The following is a 19,029-nucleotide window of genomic DNA, read 5'->3' as shown; positions in this document are numbered from 1 at the left end:
GTTGCTCATGGTCAGTCTATTTTCCAGTTCCGCCGCCATTGCGATGTTCTCCGCACTGATGCTGCTCACTGTAGACCGGAATATCTACAAATCCAGCGGATGGGTAAGGGAAAAAAAATACGCCTCCGCACTGGGATGGTGCTTTGCCGGTATTGCCTTAATCGTCGTCGCCTGGCGGATTATGATGATATAGCCGCCCTACAGCAGCCTGATGAACCCCACTCCCGGCGCTCCGTAGTATTTCTTAACTGCTCATGGTATATTGAGGAGTACATTATTAGAGGACGGAGAATGCTTCCATGAATACAAGACGAAATCCCAAAGATAGTTCCAAACGCGGCGCGAGGCCGGGAACGAACGCCAAGGTTCAGCCTAAGTCCGGCATAAGAAGCTCTAATAGCAAAACGGGCGGCAAGCCGGGGGCCACAGCCAAGACACCCGCTCCAGTTAAATCGTATACAGTGGCCGAACCTGCCGAGCTGCTGGCTTTTCTGCTGAAGACCGTTACAGGCCGTGGAAGAAATTCCATCAAATCTATGCTCTCCCGGGGGCAGGTGTCTGTGAACGGCAAGGCAGTGACCAAACATAATTTCCAGCTGCACCCCGGCCAGACCGTTACCATTGACCAGGAAAAGCCGGCCCAGGTGAAGGAAATGATCGGACTGACGATTGTGCATGAGGATGACGATCTGATTGTCATTCAAAAGGATGCGGGTCTGCTGTCCATCGCCACCGGCGAAGACAATGAACTGACCGCCTACCGTCAACTGATGGAGCATGTACGCCTTAGCAACCCCCAAAACCGCGTCTTTGTGGTACACAGGCTGGACCGCGACACTTCCGGGGTAATGATGTTTGCCAAGAGTGAACCGCTTCAGCAAATGCTGCAGAATACGTGGAAAGACACGGTGAAGGAACGTTCCTATGTAGCTCTTGTCGAAGGTGTTGTCAAAAAACCGGAGGGAACCATCAGCTCCTGGCTGAAGGAAACCTCGACGCTCAAAATGTATTCCAGCCCCCATGAAGGGGATGGCCTGCACGCCGTGACCCACTACAAGCTTATTCAGGCCAACCGTCACTTCTCTTTGCTGGAGGTGCACCTGGAGACCGGACGCAAAAATCAGATCCGTGTGCACATGTCCGATATCGGACATCCGATTGCCGGCGACAAAAAATACGGTGCAGAGACCAAAGCTGTGGGCCGGCTTGGACTGCATGCCCGCGTGCTCTCCTTTGTACATCCGACCACGGGAGAATTGCTCACCTTTGAGAGTGCCATCCCGAAGACGTTCCTGAAATATTCTGCACCTGCACCAACGAACTAAAGTTTATTACGAACCGCAAATGGACAGGATTAAATGCTTCCATTCATCCTTAAAGGGGTGCTTATCCGGCTGATCAGTGGGATAAGCACCCCTTTCATTCGGCATAGGGCGTGCCTCTGGTCCAGCAACATTTTCGCAGCAATTGGCGTCATGATACAATATAGAGAAACATAAGAAGGTGCCATTCATGTTCCATCCTACTGTCTTTGACAATATTAAAATTGCTTTTGAAAACCAGCTCTACGACTACGATAATCTGGACGGCATTCTAGTGATAACAGACCGGACCGATCTCCTGAACCTCGCGTTGATGTCCCGGGAGTTCAGCCTGTCCTTCAAGCTGACCGATGGCAGAAATGTCACCTCCGAGGTGGTGCTGCTCTCCTCTGTGAAGGAGCTCAGTGATGAAATTCTGGAAACTCCGGGCAGCGATCCCGGCTGCGGCCTTCTTTTGCGCTTCTATTTGGAAATCGAGGATGTTAACGTCCAGTGTCCGGCGATTGAGGATGTCCTCTCCGCGATCTGGGGACCTGATTTCCAGCCTGTTCAATCCCTGAGTTACCTTTACGGACAGGATAGCGATACGTACAACAACTGCATCGAATTGCAGTTCAAGAGACAAATTACCGAAGATCAAATGGAGGATATCCCCAATCTTCTAAAGTTTCTTTTGCAAAGCGCTGAGGAGCTGGAAGACATCTAAATATTCCTATAAATGAGGTGATGGGTTCATGAGTTTCCTGCCAACCGCCAAAAGCAACCGCTGGTACATCTGGTTTCCCGTCTATGCCCTTCTTCTGTGGCTGCTGCTGACTCTGCACCGTTTTATCCTGCTGGACAAGGAATTCAGTGCTCTCCTCCTCGGCCGTTATGCCGTGCTTGCGCTCGGCGTGTCCATCATGGTGAACGGCTCCGGCTGGCTCGGCGCAAGGCTGGTGTGGCTGATTACCACGGCAGGGATTCTGATCGGGCTGGGACTCATGATCTTCTACACCTACCGGGAAATGTCCGGATGGGAGGATCTGGCGGGCTTTCTCACGTTTGCCATGTTCACCCTTGGAGGCTTTGCGGCCGGCCTGCTCACGGAGGGGGTTTATTGGCTGGCCAGACGCAGGCACGGCGCATAATTCCTTTTGAACAACGAAGCTTTGTCAACCATCAGGACCACATGATAAGGGGGTAGCCCATGTCCAATTCCCTTCTGACCAAAAAAGCCCTTGCCCATTCGCTGAAAGCCCTGATGGAGCATGCCCCGCTGAACAAAATCTCCGTTAAGCATCTAGTGGATGATTGTGGGCTGAACCGTCAGACGTTCTATTATCATTTCCAGGATATTTTTGAGCTGCTGGGCTGGATTTATCAGACAGAAGCTGTGGAGAGCATCGCCCAGTACCGCAGTTACAGCACGTGGACGGACGGGTTTTACCGGATCTTTTGCTATATAGGAGCCAATAAAGCCTTTTGCTGCAATACGCTGGACTCTCTGGGCCGAACACATCTCGATGCGTATCTGTATGAAGTGACGAATGACCTGATTATGGGGGTTATTCAAGAACTCGCGGGTGACCTGGAGGTTAGCGGTGAGGACAAGCGGTTTATTGCCAATTTCTATACGCTGGCTTTTACGGGACTTGTGATCCAGTGGATGCGCGGCGGCATGAAGGAAGAGCCGAAGGTGATCATCGATAAGCTCAGTGTGCTCATTGAGGGGAACTTTGCCAAAGCGCTGCATCAATATGCGAGTGGAAACGGTCTTACCGATCTCTAAGAGAGGCGATTTCCGTCGGAAAACCTTACACTTTACCTCAAGTGACCAAATTTCATACACTTGCAGACTTTTGACCATACCCTCAGCGTCAGCCTTGGTTTACATTAGGGACAGCAACAGCAAACAGCAACCCTATGGAGGCGACTCACAGTGAAAAAAGAGTACGGTAACAGCCAGGTTTATTTTGTCGGCGGCGGTATTGCATCCCTTGCAGGTGCGGCCTACCTCGTCAGAGACTGCGACTTCCCCGGACAGAACATTCACATTATTGAAGAGATGAAAATCCTCGGCGGCAGCAATGACGGTTCGGGCAGCGGTGAACAAGGCTATGTCATCCGGGGCGGCCGGATGCTGAACGATGAAACCTACGAGAATCTCTGGGAGCTCCTGAGCACCATTCCTTCGATCGACCATCCGGGGCAATCGCTGCGGGAGGAAATTACAGCATTCGATGATGCCAACCCTACACACTCCAATGCCCGTCTGATTAACCGGGAAGGTGAAGTCGAGGATGTACTATCGATGGGCTTCGACATGGCGGACCGTCTGGCTATGGGCAAGCTGATTATCACTCCCGAAGACAAAATGGGCAAGGCACGGATCAACGACTGGTTCGGTCCTCATTTTTTCCAGACGAATTTCTGGTACATGTGGGCAACGACGTTCGCCTTCCAGCCCTGGCATAGTGCGGTTGAATTCAAAAGATACATGATCCGCTTCATGCATGAATTCCCGCGCATTCAAACGCTTGAAGGAGTCACCCGTACTCCTTATAACCAATATGATTCCATTATTCTGCCGCTGCACAAGTACCTTGAGCCTTTTGGCGTAGATTTCACCCTAAAATGTACAGTCACCGATCTGGATTTCAAGGACGGCGAAGGCATTACAGTTACGAAAATGCATGTGCTGCGCCAAGGTGTTCCGGATGTCATCGAGATTGGCGAAGAAGACCGCGTAATCATTACGAACGGCTCCATGACCGAAGGCTCCAGCCTCGGTTCGATGACAACCGCTCCGGGCCTGAACGGCAAGGGAAGCTCCTGGAAGCTATGGGAGAACATCGCCGCCAAGAAACCGGGTCTCGGCAATCCCTCCCCTTTCGACGATCATGTGGACGGCTCGAAATGGGAATCGTTCACCGTAACATTCCAGGACTCGGCATTCTTTGATCTGATGGAAAAGTTCACACGCAACCGGGCCGGTACAGGCGCTCTTGTCACCTTCAAGGATTCCAGCTGGTTCATGTCTGTGGTGCTGGCGTTCCAGCCACATTTCCGCAATCAACCAGAGCATGTCAAGGTATTCTGGGGCTACGGGCTGTATCCGGACAAGGTCGGCGATTTCGTAAAAAAGAGAATGTGCGACTGTACCGGGGAAGAAATTATGCAGGAGCTGATCGGCCACCTTCATTTCGAAGCGCACAAGGAAGAGATCATGGCTACCGTGAGCTGTATCCCTTGCATGATGCCATACATTACCTCCCAGTTCATGCCGCGGCTGAACAGCGACCGGCCGCAGGTCGTTCCAGCGGGGTCAACCAACCTCGCCTTTGTCGGCCAATACTGCGAGATCCCGGACGACGTGGTATTCACCGAGGAATACTCCGTCCGGGCCGCCAGAATTGCCGTGTACACGCTGATGGGTGTGAACCGCCCTGTGGAACCGATCAAGCAGCATCACTATGATGTGCGGACGTTGTTTACGAGCTTTGTGACTTCGTTCAGATAACTGCTGACCGTAGCCGTTGCTTTTCCCTTCATCCAAAAGCCCCCTCACCGTTAGCCATTTCTAACGGGAGGGGGCTTTTGTGCAGCTTCATGTAAGCACTATTCATTCATCCGGTCCAAGACAGGATGCCCTGGTTTCGGTCGGGTATTCAAAATCAGATACTGCAGGAGCCGTCGTCACAGCCCTCGGCATCTGCTGCTTTGGACTGGGGCTTACCGACAACCTGAAGCTCAGGTGTATTTTTCTCTTCAGCCCAGACTGTATCCAATACTTCGGAGAATACCGGCCCCGGCTGAGCGCCCGAAACGGCATATTTATTATTGAAGACAAAGAAAGGTACGCCTGTGATATTCAGCCGTTGTCCTTCCGCAATATCAGTGTTCACCGCATCGGCATAAGCGTCTGTCTCCAGCATAGCCGCTACATCTGCAGCATCCAGTCCAACCTCGGCAGCCAGGGAAGCTAGCTCCTGACGGTCTGCCAAATTATGCCCATTGGTAAAATAAGCCGCCAGCAGCCGCTCGGACATCTCGGGACCTTTGCCTTTGGCGGCAGCATAGTGGCCTAAACGGTGGCTGTCAAACGTGTTTGTATTCTGCACGATATCAAAGTTGAAATCCAGACCAACCCCTTTGGCTTGTTCTGCGAGTTGAACGTTCGTCGCTATCGCTTTCTCACGGGTCATGCCATATTTGGCAGCCAGCATATCATAAATATCCATGGTTGCCTGAACCGGAGCATTCGGATCGAGCTGGAAGCTGCGGAAGACCACCTCTACCTTGTCTTGGCCTTCGAACTGGCTCAATGCGTTCTCCAGTCGTCTTTTGCCGATATAACAGAACGGGCAGGCATTATCGGACCATACATCTATTCTCATAGGGATTCCTCCTAAAGTTAAGTAACTAAATATTTGTCACTTACAATTGTATAGTTAAAAACCGAAAATTACAAGTATATTTCACACCTTCGGCCTTACCTTCTCCAAATATGTACCGAATCCGCAAAAAAGCGCCTCACTCCGCAAAAAGCCTGCCGGCATTCTTTGCGGAGCGCAGAGCGCTGTAGGATCAGTTTATATTAGGTTCTACACACGTTACCACGTTGTATTCGGGCTGTTCAGACAGGGGTGCTCAGCTTCGTTGCAAAGCCGTCCCCGCCAAATTGGGCCGGCAAAGGGTCAAGCCCCAGACTCTCCTGCAGCAAATTATACAGCCTGGCACCGATGATCTCCTCAGAATAGTCAGAGCGGACGATCTGCAAGGCGGCTTCCCCCATTTCTGCACGCAGCTCCGGATTGGCTAGCAACGTATCGAGTGAGGCAGCGAGTGCGGACGGGCTCAGCCCTTCAGCAAGCAGGCCGTTCACCCCATGCTGCACCAGCCCGCGTACCCCCATTACATTAAAGGCAACCGTCGGCAGCCCGCAGGCACCAGCTTCCAGAATGACCAGCGGCAGCCCTTCATACCGTGAAGGCAGTACGAAAAGCTCGGAAATGCTGTAGTAGCTGGCCAGGACCTCCTTGTTGCGGATCGTACCGAGAAGAATCATACGGTCCTCAAGACCTTTTTCAGCAATCAGTGCCTTCAGGCTCTGCTCATCCGGCCCGCCGCCGGCGATCAGCACCTTTAGGCCCGGAATGGAACGCAACTGCTCCATGGCCTGAACCAGCAGAGAATGTCCTTTTTGATGCTCGAACAATCGCCCTACGGTGATAATATATCTGCTGTCCGGGTCCAGGCCAAGCGCCGTCATTGCCTCTTCCTTGTCCCGCTTGTAAAAGATCGCCGAATTCACAAAGTTCGGCAGCAGCCGTATCCGGTCCGCGATGTGCGGGAAATGGCTTACCATGCTTTTCTGCTCATCCTCATTAAGTGTAGTCAGAAAGGAAGCCTTGTGCAGCGTATGTTTTTTGATTGGCAATATCCATTTATGAATGCTGCCTCCGTGGTATGCGGCTATGATGGGGATGTTCAGCTGCTTGGCCGTTGAAGCCAGCCGTTCAAAACGTCCGGAAGCATATTCCTGGGCATAGATCAGATTGATCCCATCCCCGCGCAGAATCCCGGCCAGATCCTTTTGAATGGTAGAGATATATTGGGAGATAAATTTACCAATGGGCGTCCGGTGCGAGTGCGGGATCAGACAGTACGTTTTATAAAGTCTCCCTACAGGGATGAATTTAACCGTGCAATCCACCATGCCATGCTGGTAAGTTCTGACCTCATCACCGACACGGGTGAAGTTATAAATAGTGGTACGGATGCCTTTGGTGTGCAAGAGACGCGCATAATCGAATGAAAAATCGTTATGATACGAACTTACATATTCCTCTTCACTGAGACCCAGGCCCTTCACGAAGAAATCTTCAAAGTAATTAGTATGCATAAAGATCCCGACATGCATAACGTCTCCTCCTTAAAGTTTTGATAGGATAAGCCTCCTTGAACGCACTTCGCAAAACTAACTTAGGAAGCATAGGCTTAAAGTTTTGTAAGCATAGTTCATATTACTTAAAATCAAATGCAACTTATTTCCTAATAATTATAATCGCAAACGCTATAAAAAAAAGTAAACGAAAGTGGTATATACGGCCTACCTGAAGGGGGGTAAACTTAGAGCAACAAGAACTTTCGGTGCATTATATTCTCGTTAAGCGGACGCTAAGGCGTCCCGGAAGGAGTCAGCGGCATGCATGATGTGTCTATAGTCATTCCCACGCGCAACCGGATCAAAGATCTTACGTTGTGCATTGAGTCCATCGGCAGGCAGACCGAACTCGAAGATGTCTCGATAGAGCTGCTGATTGTGGACGATGGTGATATTGAAGAGTCTGTCCTGGAGTATTTCCGCAAAGTACTGAACCGGATGCCTCAGGCAGAGCTGCGTTATTACCGCAAAACCAAACCCGGCGTTTGGCTGTCCCGTTATGAGGCACTCGGACTCATTAACGGAGACATTCTGCTCAGCTTCGACGACGATGCCGAACTGGATGATCCGCTGTACATCCGCCGGATGCTGGATACCTACGCGGCGGACAAGTCGATCGTCGGTGTAGGCGGCATGGCCAAAGGCATGGCCAGCAGCAGATCCGGCAAACTGCTCGGGTTGCTGACCTTCCAAATGTCGGCTTCGCCAGGCAGATTGTCTGCCAGCACCCTTGCCGGCTCCCTGCTGCTCTGGGGAGAAACCCGGGACACCTTTGAGACGGATTTTTTCCATGGCTGCAATATGTCATTCCGCGCTTCGGCTCTTAAAGACATGAAACCTTATCCTTGGATGACCAGCTATGCTGTGGCTGACGATATTTATATGTGTCATCTGGCCAGCAAGTACGGCAAGCTTGTAATCAACCCGGATATGAAAATCACCCACCATGAGTCTCCAAGCTCCCGCGACAAAGCAGGACGTGTGGCACGGGCGACGGCGGTCAATCATTATTACCTGCTGAATCTGCGCAAAGCTCCGGTGAAAAATTACGCCGCGCTGCTGTGGACACTGACTTATCTTACCGGTAAGTTTACGCTGAAGCGCAACTTCAATGCAGTTTCAGGCTATGTCAGCGGCATTCTCTTTGTACTGAATCCCCGTAAGGATAAGTACCGCGAATATATGCTGGACTAACAGAATAAATCTTAATTTCTAAATAATACAGGAAAAACTCCCGTTCCCCTTCTTCAGGGGCGGGAGTTTTTCCTGTATGCCTGCTTGCATGTCTGCTGTGGTTCTGTGCTTCCCTTTGCTCAAGCCGTCAGCTCTTTCGGAGCAGCTGTGGTACGCTTGGTCTGGCGGGCAAAATACAGGAATGTAAGCACTAGGGAAATTACAGCATAGGTAAGCAAATATATGATTTGCTGTCCCATCAGCGCGTAGTCACCGGTGCCGACAATCGCCTTGTAACCGACGATGCTATGCGTCATGGGGAGCCAAGGATTGACCTTCTGCATCCAGTTGGGCAGCAGCTCCAGCGGAAAGGTGCCTGCACTTGAGGTTAATTGGAAGATCATCAGGACAATCGCCAGGAAACGCCCTGGATTATCCAGCCAGGTAACCAAGGCCTGCACAATCATGGTGAAGGTGAAGCTGACAATCAGCGAGAACAGGAAGAAGAGGGGAACGCTCTGAACTTCCAGCTTCAGACCATATAGCAAGATTATATCGGCAAGAACCGATTGGAGAATACTTACCATTACGAAGGTGAGCGTCCGGCTGACGAATCTGCCCATCGGCGAAGCCCCCGGCACATTCGAGTCCCGCAGCGAGAACACAGTGGTGAACACGAGCGCCCCCACAAACAGGGCTAGCGATAAGAAATAAGGAGCGATTCCCAGTCCGTAGTGATCCAGCTTGTGACCGGTCTTCTCTGTCAGCTTCACCGGTTCAGCAAACATATTCACGGTGTTATCCCCGGATTTCACACTGGAGGTGTCTGCTGCAGCATCATTCAGCTTCTGCGCCAGCTCACCGCTGCCGCTGGCCAGCTTGCCTGCACCGTCCTTCAGTTCGCCCGCCCCATCATTCAGCTTGACGGCGCCTTCCGAGAGACCGTCCACACCTCCAGTCAGCTTGGTTAGTCCTTGCTTCAGCTGCAACGCGCCTTTGTTGAGCGCCGTTGCCCCGGTAGCCAGCTTGCTTCCGCCCCTGCTAGCCTCATCCAGCTTCTTGCCGAAGGCCTGCATTCCTGCGGCCAGCTGAGCACCGCCATCACTGAGCTGTGTGGCGCCTTGGGCCAATTGCTGCTGTCCCTTGTCCAGCTGCGTGCTGCCGGCGAGCAGTTGTGCCTGCCCGGTGTGCAGCTGCTGACTACCCGCGGCAACCTGACGGCTTGCGGCTAGCAGCCGCTGGAACTGTTCACTCTCCTGCAGGCCGGGTGTAGCCGCCATCATCTGCTCCAGCCCCTTGGCGACCTGATCTGCACCGGCAGCAAGCTGGCTGCTGGCCGCTTCGGATGCAGTCAGCCCCTCCTTGAGTTGGCTGCTGCCATTCTGCGAAGCCAGCAGTCCTTCTTTTAACTGCGCCGCGCCGTTCTGTGACTTCACAGCACCATCCTGCAGCTGCTGCTGGGCCTTGGCCAGCTGGCTTAAGCCGCTAGCAAGGTCCGTCGTCCCTTTAGTCAACGTGCCTGAGCCCTGATTCAGACTACCCGCCCCGTTATACAGCAGCTTCAGTCCGCTTTGCAGCTCAGAAGTGCCTGTGGCAAGCTTGTTCAGATTGGTCTTAAGCGTGGTCAGCCCGTTAGTGAGCTTCCCTGCTCCGTCCTTAAGCTCGGTTGCACCGCCGCCGGCATTCCCAAGGCCTTCAGAGATCGTGTCTACCTGCTCGAACATGCTTCGGGTATACGCCGCCGTAATCTGGGTAGACAGCTTCGACTTCAGTTTACTCATCGCGCTGATGCCGATTTGCCCGGCCACAAAGTTATAATCACTGTTCGGCTCGAACACAATCTCTGCCTGGACCGGATGATCCTCGGTTAAGGTAGTCGCATTTTCCGAGAAGTTGGCAGGAATAGTAACCGTCATATAATAGCGGTTATGGGCCATGCCATCCTCCGCTTCAGCCGCATCAACGAAATCCCACTTGAAATCACTATTATCCTTCAGCTCATCGACAAAATCCTTGCCCACGTCCATGGTCTTGCCCTCGTAGACAGCTCCCTTATCCTGGTTGACCACGGCCACAGGCAGCTTGCCCGTATTGCCATAGGGGTCCCATGAAGCATCGACCAAAAAACCGCTGTACAGCATCGGCAATGCCGCAACACCCAGCAAAGTGAGCGCAAGCATCGGCTTCGTCACCAGGATTTTCAAATCCTTCAGAAATACAGTAATAGCTTTCATTGCCGGCACCTTCTATCTCTTTTTTGTAAGTTCATGAAAATTTTCACAATCAATCATTATTATCGGAAAAAAATAGCCTTTTCAGGCCGGGTGGCTTGGCTTCTACACGAGAATACCCTTCGAAATAAACAAAATCATGTGCTCCTTAATCCGGTTTTTGTCCAGGGGCTCATGCCCTTTGTTCCATTCAGTAGTCAAAGCCAGATATAAACGCAGGATCATAAACGCCACCACACTTGGATCACACGGCTTCACTTCTTCCCGCTGGATGGCACGCTCAATCTGTTGCCGCAGAAAATCGAGCGCATATTCCTCCATCCGTTTGACCCCTTCAAGTGCCTGGACGGTACCGATATCGCGCACCTCCTGCGCCAGCTTGACGAACAGCTCATGGTCCGAGCGGAATTCCAAAATGGAGTCAAGCAGATTGAGCAGCTTTTGAGTAAACGTGTGATCTTCTGAAGCCAAACGGTTCATAACCGAGGTCAGCTCCTGGGAGGCCTTGTCCAGAATTTCCTCAAACAGCTCTTCCTTGGTTTTGAAAAAGGTATAAATCGTACCCTTACCTACATTGGCGATCTTGGACACTTGATCCATAGTCGTGGCTTTATAGCCAAACTGCACAAAGGACTTTGTCGCCGCCTGCAGGATTAATGCTTTGCGGTCGATGGACATGGTTCAAGCTCCTTTCCTTCTAAAGAATCAGTCTAATTTTGACTAAATTTTTATTTTGGTCAGTCGGTCATAAAACAATTTAACATGTCTGCGCCCAAATGACAACAATTTTAATTAAATTCACTCTGGTGTATGAATCTCATCTATTTCTTATGCCCAAAATGTTATGAAATAAGTATCCATTGCCTCCATATCTGGGGTATGATAAAAAAGATGTGATCAAGAAACTAACTTTATGGATGGTGGAATATGTTTAAGAACAAAAAATCGGCACTTGTCCTGTTCGCTCTCGTCATTGTCATGGCTCTTGCTGTCTCAGCCTGCAGCAATAATAAGGACAAGAACAGCAGTCCCAAAGAAACCTCCGGCGGTGCAAAGGTTGCTACGGATGGGGGAACGAAATCCCTGGAGCAGACGTTTTATATTTATGATACTGTCGTGAATATCAAGGTGTTCGGCGACAAGGCAGAACAGAAAAATATGGATGACATTCAGCAAATGCTGGAGCGCATGGATAAAGAGTTCAGCCGGACTAAAGAAGGTGGAGAACTATATGCCGTGAATAAAGCTGCTGGTAAAGAAGCCGTTGTTGTCTCCGATGAAACGCTGGATATTGTCAAGCAGTCGCTGAAATATGCCGAAAAAATGAATGGGCTGTTCGATCCGACCATCGGTCCGCTTGTAGATCTCTGGAATATCGGCAGCGGCGGAGAATCGGTTCCACCTCAGGCGGATATCGACAAAGCCAAAGCCTTGACCAACTATAAAGATGTAATTGTGGACGATGCCGCGAAAACGGTTAAGCTGGCCAAAGAAGGCATGGTGCTGGATATGGGCGGGATCGGCAAAGGGTATGCAGCCGACCGGATTGCAGATTATTTGAAAAAGCAGGGTCTGGACAGCGCGATGATCAACCTTGGGGGCAGCAGCATTATTGCCCTGGGCAACAAGCCTAACGGCACTCCATGGAACATTGGTCTGCAGGACCCTGACCAGAGCCGGGGTACGCAGCTGGGAACCATTAAGATTTCTGACGAAGTCATCGACGCCTCTGGTGTATACGAACGTTTCTTCATACAGGATGGTGTGCGTTATCATCACATTCTTGATCCGCGTACTGGCTTCCCATCCCAGAACGGGCTGAAAAGCATTACGATTATGAGCCCCAATGCAACGGATGCGGATGCCCTATCCACCGGGGTGTTTCTCATGGGTCTGAAGGACGGCATGAAATATCTTGAGTCGCTGCCGGAAAAAATCGATGCCTTCTTCATCACGGACGACAACAAGATTTACGCGACCTCGGGACTGCGGGATCGATTGCAGCTGACTGATCCTACGTACACTTTTGCCAATTAAATATCACCTGTTAGTAGAATCAGCAGATAACAGCAAAAGCGGCAGAGCCTGGGCTCCGCCGCTTTCTTTTTGCTGCGTATAGTATATAAGGATGGGGATTCAAATCAATGGAAGCTCGCTGAATTCCCGGTAACTGGTGAAAATATGGCTTGGCTTATGCTCCGTTCCCGGCTGACGGCCGCGGGGATTATACCAGCACACCTTCCAGCCTGCCGCAAGCGCACCAACCACATCATTATCCCACGTATCTCCTACGTAGAGTGAATGCTCGGCCGTTGTCCCTGTTACCTTATTCACATGGGCAAAAATTGCCGGGTCTGGCTTAGCCAGTCCAACCGCATCCGAGATAAAGATCATATTCTCAGGGATCAGCTTGTCTACGCCGAGTCCGCGCAGCTTGCTCATCTGATGGTCCTGCGGGCCGTTCGTAATGATGCCTACTTTGTGGCCGAGGGAGATGAACCGCTGAAGCTGCTCAGCCGCGCCCTCAATCATCTTAATACTGTACTGTCGGCCGATATAGGCTGCCTGTATCTTCACCGCCTGTTCGCGTTCCAGTTCTATGCCATATTCCGCAAAAGCCAGCTCCAGCCGCCGCACCCGCGTTTCTTCTAACGCAAGCTCGCCCCGCAGATACTTCGGCCAGAGCAAATCACTATGATGTCTTACCTTGTAGAAGAGATCCGCATAGATCAAATAGGTCTCGTCCGGCTGCAGTACCTCGCGCACCGCCTCCCGGAAAGGCACCAGATGGTCGTACAGTGTATCATCCAGATCAAAAAATATGGCTAGCTTCCCATTGCTGTTATCCACGTTAACGCTCCTAACTTTCTTTTCACAAATGTAATTATTCCTTAGAATCGTAGAAAATATGGCGTGCGCTGATTTTGCCTTCTTCAATATCGAGGAGGCCGAAAGAGTATTGTTTCTCCCGCCGCTTGTCTGTAGGTGATCCGGGATTGAACAGCAGTATCTCACCCTCCTGCCGCAGCAGCGGCTGGTGCGAATGGCCGAAGAGAATGCAGTCTACCTGCTCTCCTTCAAAAGCAAGCAGCGCATTGCCGTCGGTTCCCTTGCGCGAATAGGGGGCATGTCCATGAATCATTCCGATCCGCTTGCCTTCGAGCGTAACGACCTTGCGCTCCCCGAACCGCTTGATTATCTCTCCTCCGTCGTTATTGCCGGCGATCCCCTCCACCGGGGCCAGCTCTGCCAGAAGATCATAAATCTCCAGCGACACCCAATCGCCCAGATGGAGAATGATATCCACCTTGCTGAATTCCTCCATAAGCACGGATGGCAGCCCCTTGGCTCTGCTTGAGAGATGCGTATCCGATACCACTCCTACCTTCATCTGCTTCAGCTCCTAATCTGCGAAACCTAATTTTCAGATAATTGTACGATCTGTAGGATCGAGAAGCAAGTACAGCAGTTACAGTGAGGATTTCATAAAGCGCAGAAACGGCTTATATCAACTGTTCATTTCCCCCGGTCCCGCCAGTTCCATAGACGCACTTCCCCGATACGGATATGGCTGACCCAGGGTTCCTCTTTTAGCTTTAACAATTCCTTTACCGGTCCGGTGACAACAGCTCCATAGAGCTGAACTCCGTGCTTCTGCAGATAGCTGAGCGCTCCGTCCAATTGGAGGAATGGGGCAGCCTTGAGGGTGAGCGAGTTATGCTGCTGCAGAAGCTGCAGCGTCTTGATGAAGTTCTCGTCCCGCAGTTTGCCATCCCCGTAGGATTCAACGGACGGATACGCCACACTTCTGGAGCTCACGCTGCTGAACCAGCCTGTCTTTTCCTTGGATTCCTGCAGAACTTTCGCATCAGACTCATGCCACATGGGCATGTAAGGGAACCCGAGTGGAGCAGTGGCAACCGCGCTTCCGGACATCGGGCCGATATCGGCAGCAAACCACACAGGCAGCAGATTCAGCGGTTCAAGCTTTTTCAGCAGCGTATCTGTAGTGAACAATTGATCGAAAGACAAGTAGGCTTCGGCCACTGTGCCTTCGGGAAGCTTTTGCAGCTTCGTCCACTCTGCACGGTCATCCACTCCCCCGCCGGAGCCCGCTGCCTTATCCGGGTAATAGAAATAATAATTCCCGGCGTTCCTCATATCCGTCCAATTCATCATACCTGGACCGGACAACCCGAAAAGATAATTCTGCGTATATTCCCCGGCATCCACCTGCTCCCCGCCGATTTGCTTCTGCAGCCTTCCAGATAACTCCATTCTAAAAAGGTTCTTGACGTTTGCACTCAGATTTACTATCGTATTGGGCCGGGAGACGGCTATGGCGGAGGACACAACATCACGGTAGATGTCTGTCCGGTCACCTGTGCTATAGAATAGTGTAGTAATTATGGTACTAATGATCATAAAAGCCAGAAGTGCCGCGAGCACGGTAAACGTATTTACAATCCGCGCTTTCCATTTACCCCGGCGGATTATTTTTTTGGCCTTGCCTGGCGGCGGAGCTGACTGAGGGGAAAGGGTTTCTTTTCGCCACCCGGGTGGCTGATCCTCCTGCTCCATCTGCTCCTCCAGATAGACCTGGTATGCCTCCAGCTTCTCCAGCTCGTGCTCCATTTCTTTGCGTTCTGCTTCCGGCAGCTTGCCTTCACTGTATTTCCGCAGCTTCTCCTTGAACTCCTCACTCATTGCCGTTCCTCCTCCACTCCACTTCACGCAGCGTTTGTCTGGCGCGGAATACGAGTATTTTGTATTGGGACAGTCCGATCGCCATGATCTCTGACGCTTCAAAATAAGACATTCCATGCACTTCATGCAGCAAAAGCGCATGACGCTGCCTCTCCGGAAGCTGGTCTACAGACAATGCTACCTCCTCCAAACGTTCCTGACGAAGCAGCGTTCCCTCTGTAGTATCCGGGTGGACCAGCTTATTGAAATAATCCGCATCTGTAATGATGCTCCTCTTCGCTTTACGCATATCATCCACAAAAGCATTGTACGCAACACGGAACAGCCAGGGCTTTATCTTATCTTCCGGGCAGTTTTCCAGGTACAGATAGGCACGGTAAAAGGTCTCCTGCATCAGATCCTCGGCAAGGTGATGATCATGACAAAGGGAGCGCAAATAGATGTATATATCCTGAACATAGATCTGATACAGCTCATCCAGCGAATTCGGCTCCATTCCCTCCCCCCTTACCCTATCCACGTATGAATTCGCCAAAAGTTACATTTTCGCCTCCATATCAGGAAAAATCATCCTAAAGACTAACGGGGCGAAGACCGGGGAACTTGTTGGAATAAGTGGTTTTGGGAACGATATCATTTGATTCACCATCGCTTTTCTAGAGAATAAGGTTGGCAGCATGAGGTTCAGCATATCCAAACCGCATGAACGAGGCATCCGAGAGATTACCGGCTAGCTCAGTGTCATCTGCCAAGCGAAGTTCGATGCTATTAATGAGTAGTGTCAAGATGTCTGAACGGTCGAAGGGCACCACATGATGAGGTCAAGGAGGATTGACATTTCTATGGAAAGCAGCAGATTTAAGGTCTTGGGCGAATTTCTGAAGTCCCGCAGGGAACGCCTTCAGCCTGAACAAGCCGGGATTCCGAATTCGTTCGGCCGTAGGAGAACTCCGGGGCTTCGGAGGGAAGAGGTTGCCATACTAGCCGGAGTGAGTGTCACTTATTATACATGGCTGGAGCAAGGGCGGGAGGTGGCGGCTTCCAAGGAAGTTATTGAAAGCATCGGAAGGGCGCTTCAATTATCCCCGGATGAACGGCTGCATTTGCTCCAATTGTGGAGTTCGGAGAAGCCCGATGTGCCTCCTCCGGGGACGGATAGTGTAAATTCCGAGTGGCAAGACATTATCGACCAAGTGGCTTACCCGGCTTTTATCGCCAATGACAGAACGGAAGTGCTCGCGTGGAACCGGGCGGCTTGTGAGATCATCACCGACTTTCAGTCGATGTCCGACCAGGAACGCGTCCTCATAAGGATATTCTTCGTGAACCCGTATTTCCGCAATCATATTTTGAACTGGGGAGAATTTGCATCAAACTCCGTGGCGGTGTTTCGATCGTATTACGATCGTCATACAGGTGACGCTTGGTTCAGGGATACGGTCGAACGTTTGGCAGAAGAATGCGAGGAATTCGGCACCCTGTGGCGGCTGCACGACATCCAGCAGAAAAAGGCGAGCCGGTTCATCCTGAACCATCGGGCAGGCGAGCTGGCGTTTGAAATCAACACCTTCGTCAGACTGAACGGCAATACGGACCTTCATTTCTGTATCTATACGCCTGTCACGGGTACGCCTACAAAGCACAAATTAAAGGAATTTCTTGAAGCGGCCTTGCCCCTGATGACAGCTACGCTGGTACTACCCCAAACTGTTGTAGTTATAATTTATTAAATAATTTGAAATGACTTGCTTGTTTTCATGCCACCATAATATCGGCACTTCCCCAACTTTATTAAAGCCTAATTTACTAGCCAACTGGTTAGATGCATTATTACCAGAATCACAATCCCAATAAGGAATTAACTTACGTTGCCTACTTTGTTTAATAAATTCCTGACACAGAGTAAGAGCCAAACCTTGTTTCCTGTAATCTGAAAGTGTAATTATGTCTGGTTCAATATACCCTCCACCCAAATAGAAGGTGTTACATGCGCTTACAAAACCAGATTCATTCAAAAAACAGTAACCAAATGCTCTTTCAAGATATACCTCCGCTGAATCCCAAAGCAAGGCATACGAATCATCAATTTCCTTTACATATCTTTCATATAACTTCTCATTAATTCTCGTTAAAGGGAATGCTCCAGATTGAACATGTTGTTCATCAGGGGCTGTTGTAGTGTCACTAAAAATATAATGGGTTCTTCTTAACTCTACTGTATTGTCATTCAATGGGGCTTTAATAATAGAGAGCCAAGTACTTGAAGAAAAATATAAATCATAAAAATTAGCGTGGTTATCGGGATTGGATAAAAAATCAAGCAAGGAGCGATTGAAAGTTTGATCTTCTTCATCTCCAAAAAGATAATACTTCCCCCCACGACAAGCAACTAATCCGGCAGTGGGATTGTCAAAATTATTAACGAATATCGTTCCTCTTTGATTAAGATCAATAACAGATTGAACAAAGACAAAAATAAATTCTTCTTCTTTATGAGCTATAAGATGACTTATCTTGTAGTACTCATTTGTTTTTAGTTCTATCATGTTTTATCATTCCTCTCTTCCAGTGGTTTCGGCTTTTCTTTATTTGGTCAATTACTTTATTATAGTTATTCTCATTACCCTTCAAATAAGTTTGAATGCGTGAGTATTCTGGCATTGTACTTACTTCGTTCTTTTAGTTACTTTGCGTGTATTTTACATAACGTATTATTGAGCGATCGTTTCCCGTTAGATTAAGTTTTTTGTGAGGAGTATTTCCAAAGGTTGTGTATCAAGTATTAAGCATCCTGCATCTTGGTAGCCTAGTTTTCTATAAAAATGTTGGGCTCCTTCATCAGCCTGAGTGGACGTCATAACCAGATTGAAGCCTTTTTGTATCATTTGTTCTTCCCAAAAAAAGACAACTTGCTTTCCTACCCCCTTGCCTCGATATTGTTCATCAACCCAAATCATGTTCAGGAAAGGGGTGTTGTCCCAAAAATATCCATACCTCATCCATCCGATATTACTTTCATCCGGATTACGAAGAATGTATACCTCATTTCCCTTTATTTTTGACAGTATTAAGCTCTCTGAAATATGAGGGTCACGGTTTCGTATGTATTCATAGTCTGAGTCAGTTGCAAAAACGATCCTCAACTTTATTCCTCCTTTATGCCACATTAGTATCTAATGGCATTCTAACAGAACACAGTTAAGCACGGACAATAAATAACGACTTTAATTAAACTATGCTGCCCGTTAGTTTAATGTCCTCTTACCTTCATAACTCCAATTGCAATTCACGGTAAAAGCAGCCAAAACCATAATACTTAGGTAATTGGGAAGTACGTATAATAAGTAAATGGGAAGTTACCTATATAGTCCTCCCACTATAAATTAATAAATACTCTTGTTTACTCACTCGTTCTAAGATTTTCAGCCATAGACAGATTGAGAGCTGGAGAAGTCATGTAAGGATGACATTATTTTCTGGTGAAGCCGGTGGCGGGAATAGAGAGCGGGGGATTCATCCCCAACCCAAGGATACGTTCTGTGATCGCACTTTGGATATCCACACCTGTCTCCTGACGGCTTACCCTCCCATGTCACGCGGGGTCTTTGCCCTTACATTCCTTCGTTCGGCCTCTCAGGAGGTGGACGCCGTTTCTTGCTCCTTTACA

20 protein-coding genes are annotated in these 19,029 nt (G+C 49.9%); 10 read left to right on the top strand and 10 right to left on the bottom strand.

Annotated features, from left to right (window positions below):
* Positions 1-7: 7 nt before the first annotated feature.
* The 6 genes from A3844_RS20895 (at position 8) to A3844_RS20870 (ending at position 4,824) form a co-directional block, all read left to right on the top strand.
* On the top strand, positions 8-193 hold the full coding sequence (locus A3844_RS20895) for a CLC_0170 family protein (protein WP_074108365.1): 186 nt from the start codon (positions 8-10) through the stop codon (positions 191-193).
* Positions 194-299: 106 nt separating this feature from the next.
* The gene (locus A3844_RS20890) at positions 300-1,325 is read left to right on the top strand and encodes an RluA family pseudouridine synthase (RefSeq protein ID WP_083606947.1); all 1,026 of its coding nucleotides are present in this window, start codon (positions 300-302) and stop codon (positions 1,323-1,325) included.
* A gap of 187 nt (positions 1,326-1,512) precedes the next feature.
* Positions 1,513-2,028 (top strand): hypothetical protein, encoded by a 516-nt coding sequence (locus tag A3844_RS20885; protein ID WP_074108364.1) that lies wholly within the window; start codon positions 1,513-1,515, stop codon positions 2,026-2,028.
* Between the two features lie 28 nt (positions 2,029-2,056).
* Positions 2,057-2,452, top strand: a complete 396-nt coding sequence (locus A3844_RS20880; RefSeq protein WP_074085871.1) for a hypothetical protein — start codon at positions 2,057-2,059, stop codon at positions 2,450-2,452.
* Between the two features lie 59 nt (positions 2,453-2,511).
* On the top strand, positions 2,512-3,093 hold the full coding sequence (dhaS, locus tag A3844_RS20875) for a dihydroxyacetone kinase transcriptional activator DhaS (RefSeq protein WP_074108363.1): 582 nt from the start codon (positions 2,512-2,514) through the stop codon (positions 3,091-3,093).
* A 150-nt stretch (positions 3,094-3,243) separates the two neighbouring features.
* Positions 3,244-4,824 (top strand): oleate hydratase, encoded by a 1,581-nt coding sequence (locus A3844_RS20870; RefSeq protein ID WP_074085873.1) that lies wholly within the window; start codon positions 3,244-3,246, stop codon positions 4,822-4,824.
* 154 nt (positions 4,825-4,978) lie between these two features.
* Here A3844_RS20870 and A3844_RS20865 read toward each other — a convergent pair whose 3' ends face one another.
* Both A3844_RS20865 and A3844_RS20860 read right to left on the bottom strand, forming a co-directional pair.
* Positions 4,979-5,701 (bottom strand): DsbA family oxidoreductase, encoded by a 723-nt coding sequence (locus A3844_RS20865; protein ID WP_074085874.1) that lies wholly within the window; start codon positions 5,699-5,701, stop codon positions 4,979-4,981.
* A gap of 239 nt (positions 5,702-5,940) precedes the next feature.
* Complete coding sequence (locus tag A3844_RS20860) at positions 5,941-7,227, bottom strand: glycosyltransferase family 4 protein (RefSeq protein ID WP_074108362.1); 1,287 nt, start codon at positions 7,225-7,227, stop codon at positions 5,941-5,943.
* Between the two features lie 285 nt (positions 7,228-7,512).
* Between A3844_RS20860 and A3844_RS20855 the strand changes: the two genes are divergently transcribed.
* Positions 7,513-8,445: a glycosyltransferase family 2 protein gene (locus tag A3844_RS20855; protein WP_074108361.1), complete on the top strand. Its 933-nt coding sequence runs from the start codon at positions 7,513-7,515 to the stop codon at positions 8,443-8,445.
* Between the two features lie 119 nt (positions 8,446-8,564).
* On the opposite strand, the gene A3844_RS20850 is transcribed toward A3844_RS20855, so the two are convergent.
* Positions 8,565-10,658: a YhgE/Pip family protein gene (locus tag A3844_RS20850; RefSeq protein ID WP_074108360.1), complete on the bottom strand. Its 2,094-nt coding sequence runs from the start codon at positions 10,656-10,658 to the stop codon at positions 8,565-8,567.
* 102 nt (positions 10,659-10,760) lie between these two features.
* Positions 10,761-11,333 (bottom strand): TetR/AcrR family transcriptional regulator, encoded by a 573-nt coding sequence (locus A3844_RS20845; RefSeq protein WP_074085878.1) that lies wholly within the window; start codon positions 11,331-11,333, stop codon positions 10,761-10,763.
* 249 nt (positions 11,334-11,582) lie between these two features.
* On the opposite strand from A3844_RS20845, the gene A3844_RS20840 reads away from it, so the two are divergent.
* Positions 11,583-12,692: an FAD:protein FMN transferase gene (locus tag A3844_RS20840; protein ID WP_074108359.1), complete on the top strand. Its 1,110-nt coding sequence runs from the start codon at positions 11,583-11,585 to the stop codon at positions 12,690-12,692.
* A 99-nt stretch (positions 12,693-12,791) separates the two neighbouring features.
* On the opposite strand, the gene A3844_RS20835 is transcribed toward A3844_RS20840, so the two are convergent.
* The 4 genes from A3844_RS20835 to A3844_RS20820 form a co-directional block, all read right to left on the bottom strand.
* Positions 12,792-13,505, bottom strand: a complete 714-nt coding sequence (locus A3844_RS20835) for an HAD family hydrolase (protein WP_074108358.1) — start codon at positions 13,503-13,505, stop codon at positions 12,792-12,794.
* Between the two features lie 34 nt (positions 13,506-13,539).
* Positions 13,540-14,046 carry a metallophosphoesterase family protein gene (locus A3844_RS20830; protein WP_074100762.1) on the bottom strand — a complete coding sequence of 169 codons (507 nt, stop codon included), beginning with the start codon at positions 14,044-14,046 and terminating at the stop codon, positions 13,540-13,542.
* A gap of 125 nt (positions 14,047-14,171) precedes the next feature.
* Positions 14,172-15,362, bottom strand: coding sequence for an anti-sigma factor (locus tag A3844_RS20825; protein WP_074108357.1), 1,191 nt, complete (start codon positions 15,360-15,362; stop codon positions 14,172-14,174).
* Positions 15,355-15,858 carry a sigma-70 family RNA polymerase sigma factor gene (locus A3844_RS20820; protein WP_074085883.1) on the bottom strand — a complete coding sequence of 168 codons (504 nt, stop codon included), beginning with the start codon at positions 15,856-15,858 and terminating at the stop codon, positions 15,355-15,357. The genes A3844_RS20825 and A3844_RS20820 overlap by 8 nt, the downstream gene beginning before the upstream one ends.
* Before the next feature lie 346 nt (positions 15,859-16,204).
* Between A3844_RS20820 and A3844_RS20815 the strand changes: the two genes are divergently transcribed.
* Complete coding sequence (locus A3844_RS20815) at positions 16,205-17,092, top strand: helix-turn-helix transcriptional regulator (protein ID WP_143192118.1); 888 nt, start codon at positions 16,205-16,207, stop codon at positions 17,090-17,092.
* Here A3844_RS20815 and A3844_RS20810 read toward each other — a convergent pair.
* Together A3844_RS20810 and A3844_RS20805 are read right to left on the bottom strand one after the other, a co-directional pair.
* Complete coding sequence (locus A3844_RS20810) at positions 17,060-17,908, bottom strand: GNAT family N-acetyltransferase (RefSeq protein WP_074108356.1); 849 nt, start codon at positions 17,906-17,908, stop codon at positions 17,060-17,062. The genes A3844_RS20815 and A3844_RS20810 overlap by 33 nt on opposite strands.
* Positions 17,909-18,094: 186 nt before the next feature.
* Positions 18,095-18,505: a GNAT family N-acetyltransferase gene (locus tag A3844_RS20805; RefSeq protein ID WP_074108355.1), complete on the bottom strand. Its 411-nt coding sequence runs from the start codon at positions 18,503-18,505 to the stop codon at positions 18,095-18,097.
* A gap of 320 nt (positions 18,506-18,825) precedes the next feature.
* On the opposite strand from A3844_RS20805, the gene A3844_RS33155 reads away from it, so the two are divergent.
* Positions 18,826-19,029: hypothetical protein (locus tag A3844_RS33155; RefSeq protein WP_208619398.1), on the top strand; the 204-nt coding region annotated here is incomplete at its 3' end.

It is taken from the genome of Paenibacillus helianthi (genome assembly GCF_001909055.1).
Taxonomy (GTDB): Bacteria; Bacillota; Bacilli; order Paenibacillales; family Paenibacillaceae; genus Paenibacillus_AQ; species Paenibacillus_AQ helianthi.
Note: the sequence above shows the minus strand (reverse complement) of the source record. Positions and strands in the feature narration are given on the sequence as shown.

Coding starts and splice junctions, on each gene's coding strand:
- A3844_RS20895 (WP_074108365.1), top strand. CDS start 8: ATGGTCAGTCTATTTTCCAGTTCCGCCGCCATTGCGATGTTCTCCGCA.
- A3844_RS20890 (WP_083606947.1), top strand. CDS start 300: ATGAATACAAGACGAAATCCCAAAGATAGTTCCAAACGCGGCGCGAGG.
- A3844_RS20885 (WP_074108364.1), top strand. CDS start 1,513: ATGTTCCATCCTACTGTCTTTGACAATATTAAAATTGCTTTTGAAAAC.
- A3844_RS20880 (WP_074085871.1), top strand. CDS start 2,057: ATGAGTTTCCTGCCAACCGCCAAAAGCAACCGCTGGTACATCTGGTTT.
- dhaS (WP_074108363.1), top strand. CDS start 2,512: ATGTCCAATTCCCTTCTGACCAAAAAAGCCCTTGCCCATTCGCTGAAA.
- A3844_RS20865 (WP_074085874.1), bottom strand. CDS start 5,701: ATGAGAATAGATGTATGGTCCGATAATGCCTGCCCGTTCTGTTATATC.
- A3844_RS20860 (WP_074108362.1), bottom strand. CDS start 7,227: ATGCATGTCGGGATCTTTATGCATACTAATTACTTTGAAGATTTCTTC.
- A3844_RS20855 (WP_074108361.1), top strand. CDS start 7,513: ATGCATGATGTGTCTATAGTCATTCCCACGCGCAACCGGATCAAAGAT.
- A3844_RS20850 (WP_074108360.1), bottom strand. CDS start 10,658: ATGAAAGCTATTACTGTATTTCTGAAGGATTTGAAAATCCTGGTGACG.
- A3844_RS20845 (WP_074085878.1), bottom strand. CDS start 11,333: ATGTCCATCGACCGCAAAGCATTAATCCTGCAGGCGGCGACAAAGTCC.
- A3844_RS20840 (WP_074108359.1), top strand. CDS start 11,583: ATGTTTAAGAACAAAAAATCGGCACTTGTCCTGTTCGCTCTCGTCATT.
- A3844_RS20830 (WP_074100762.1), bottom strand. CDS start 14,046: ATGAAGGTAGGAGTGGTATCGGATACGCATCTCTCAAGCAGAGCCAAG.
- A3844_RS20825 (WP_074108357.1), bottom strand. CDS start 15,362: ATGAGTGAGGAGTTCAAGGAGAAGCTGCGGAAATACAGTGAAGGCAAG.
- A3844_RS20820 (WP_074085883.1), bottom strand. CDS start 15,858: ATGGAGCCGAATTCGCTGGATGAGCTGTATCAGATCTATGTTCAGGAT.
- A3844_RS20815 (WP_143192118.1), top strand. CDS start 16,205: ATGGAAAGCAGCAGATTTAAGGTCTTGGGCGAATTTCTGAAGTCCCGC.
- A3844_RS20810 (WP_074108356.1), bottom strand. CDS start 17,908: ATGATAGAACTAAAAACAAATGAGTACTACAAGATAAGTCATCTTATA.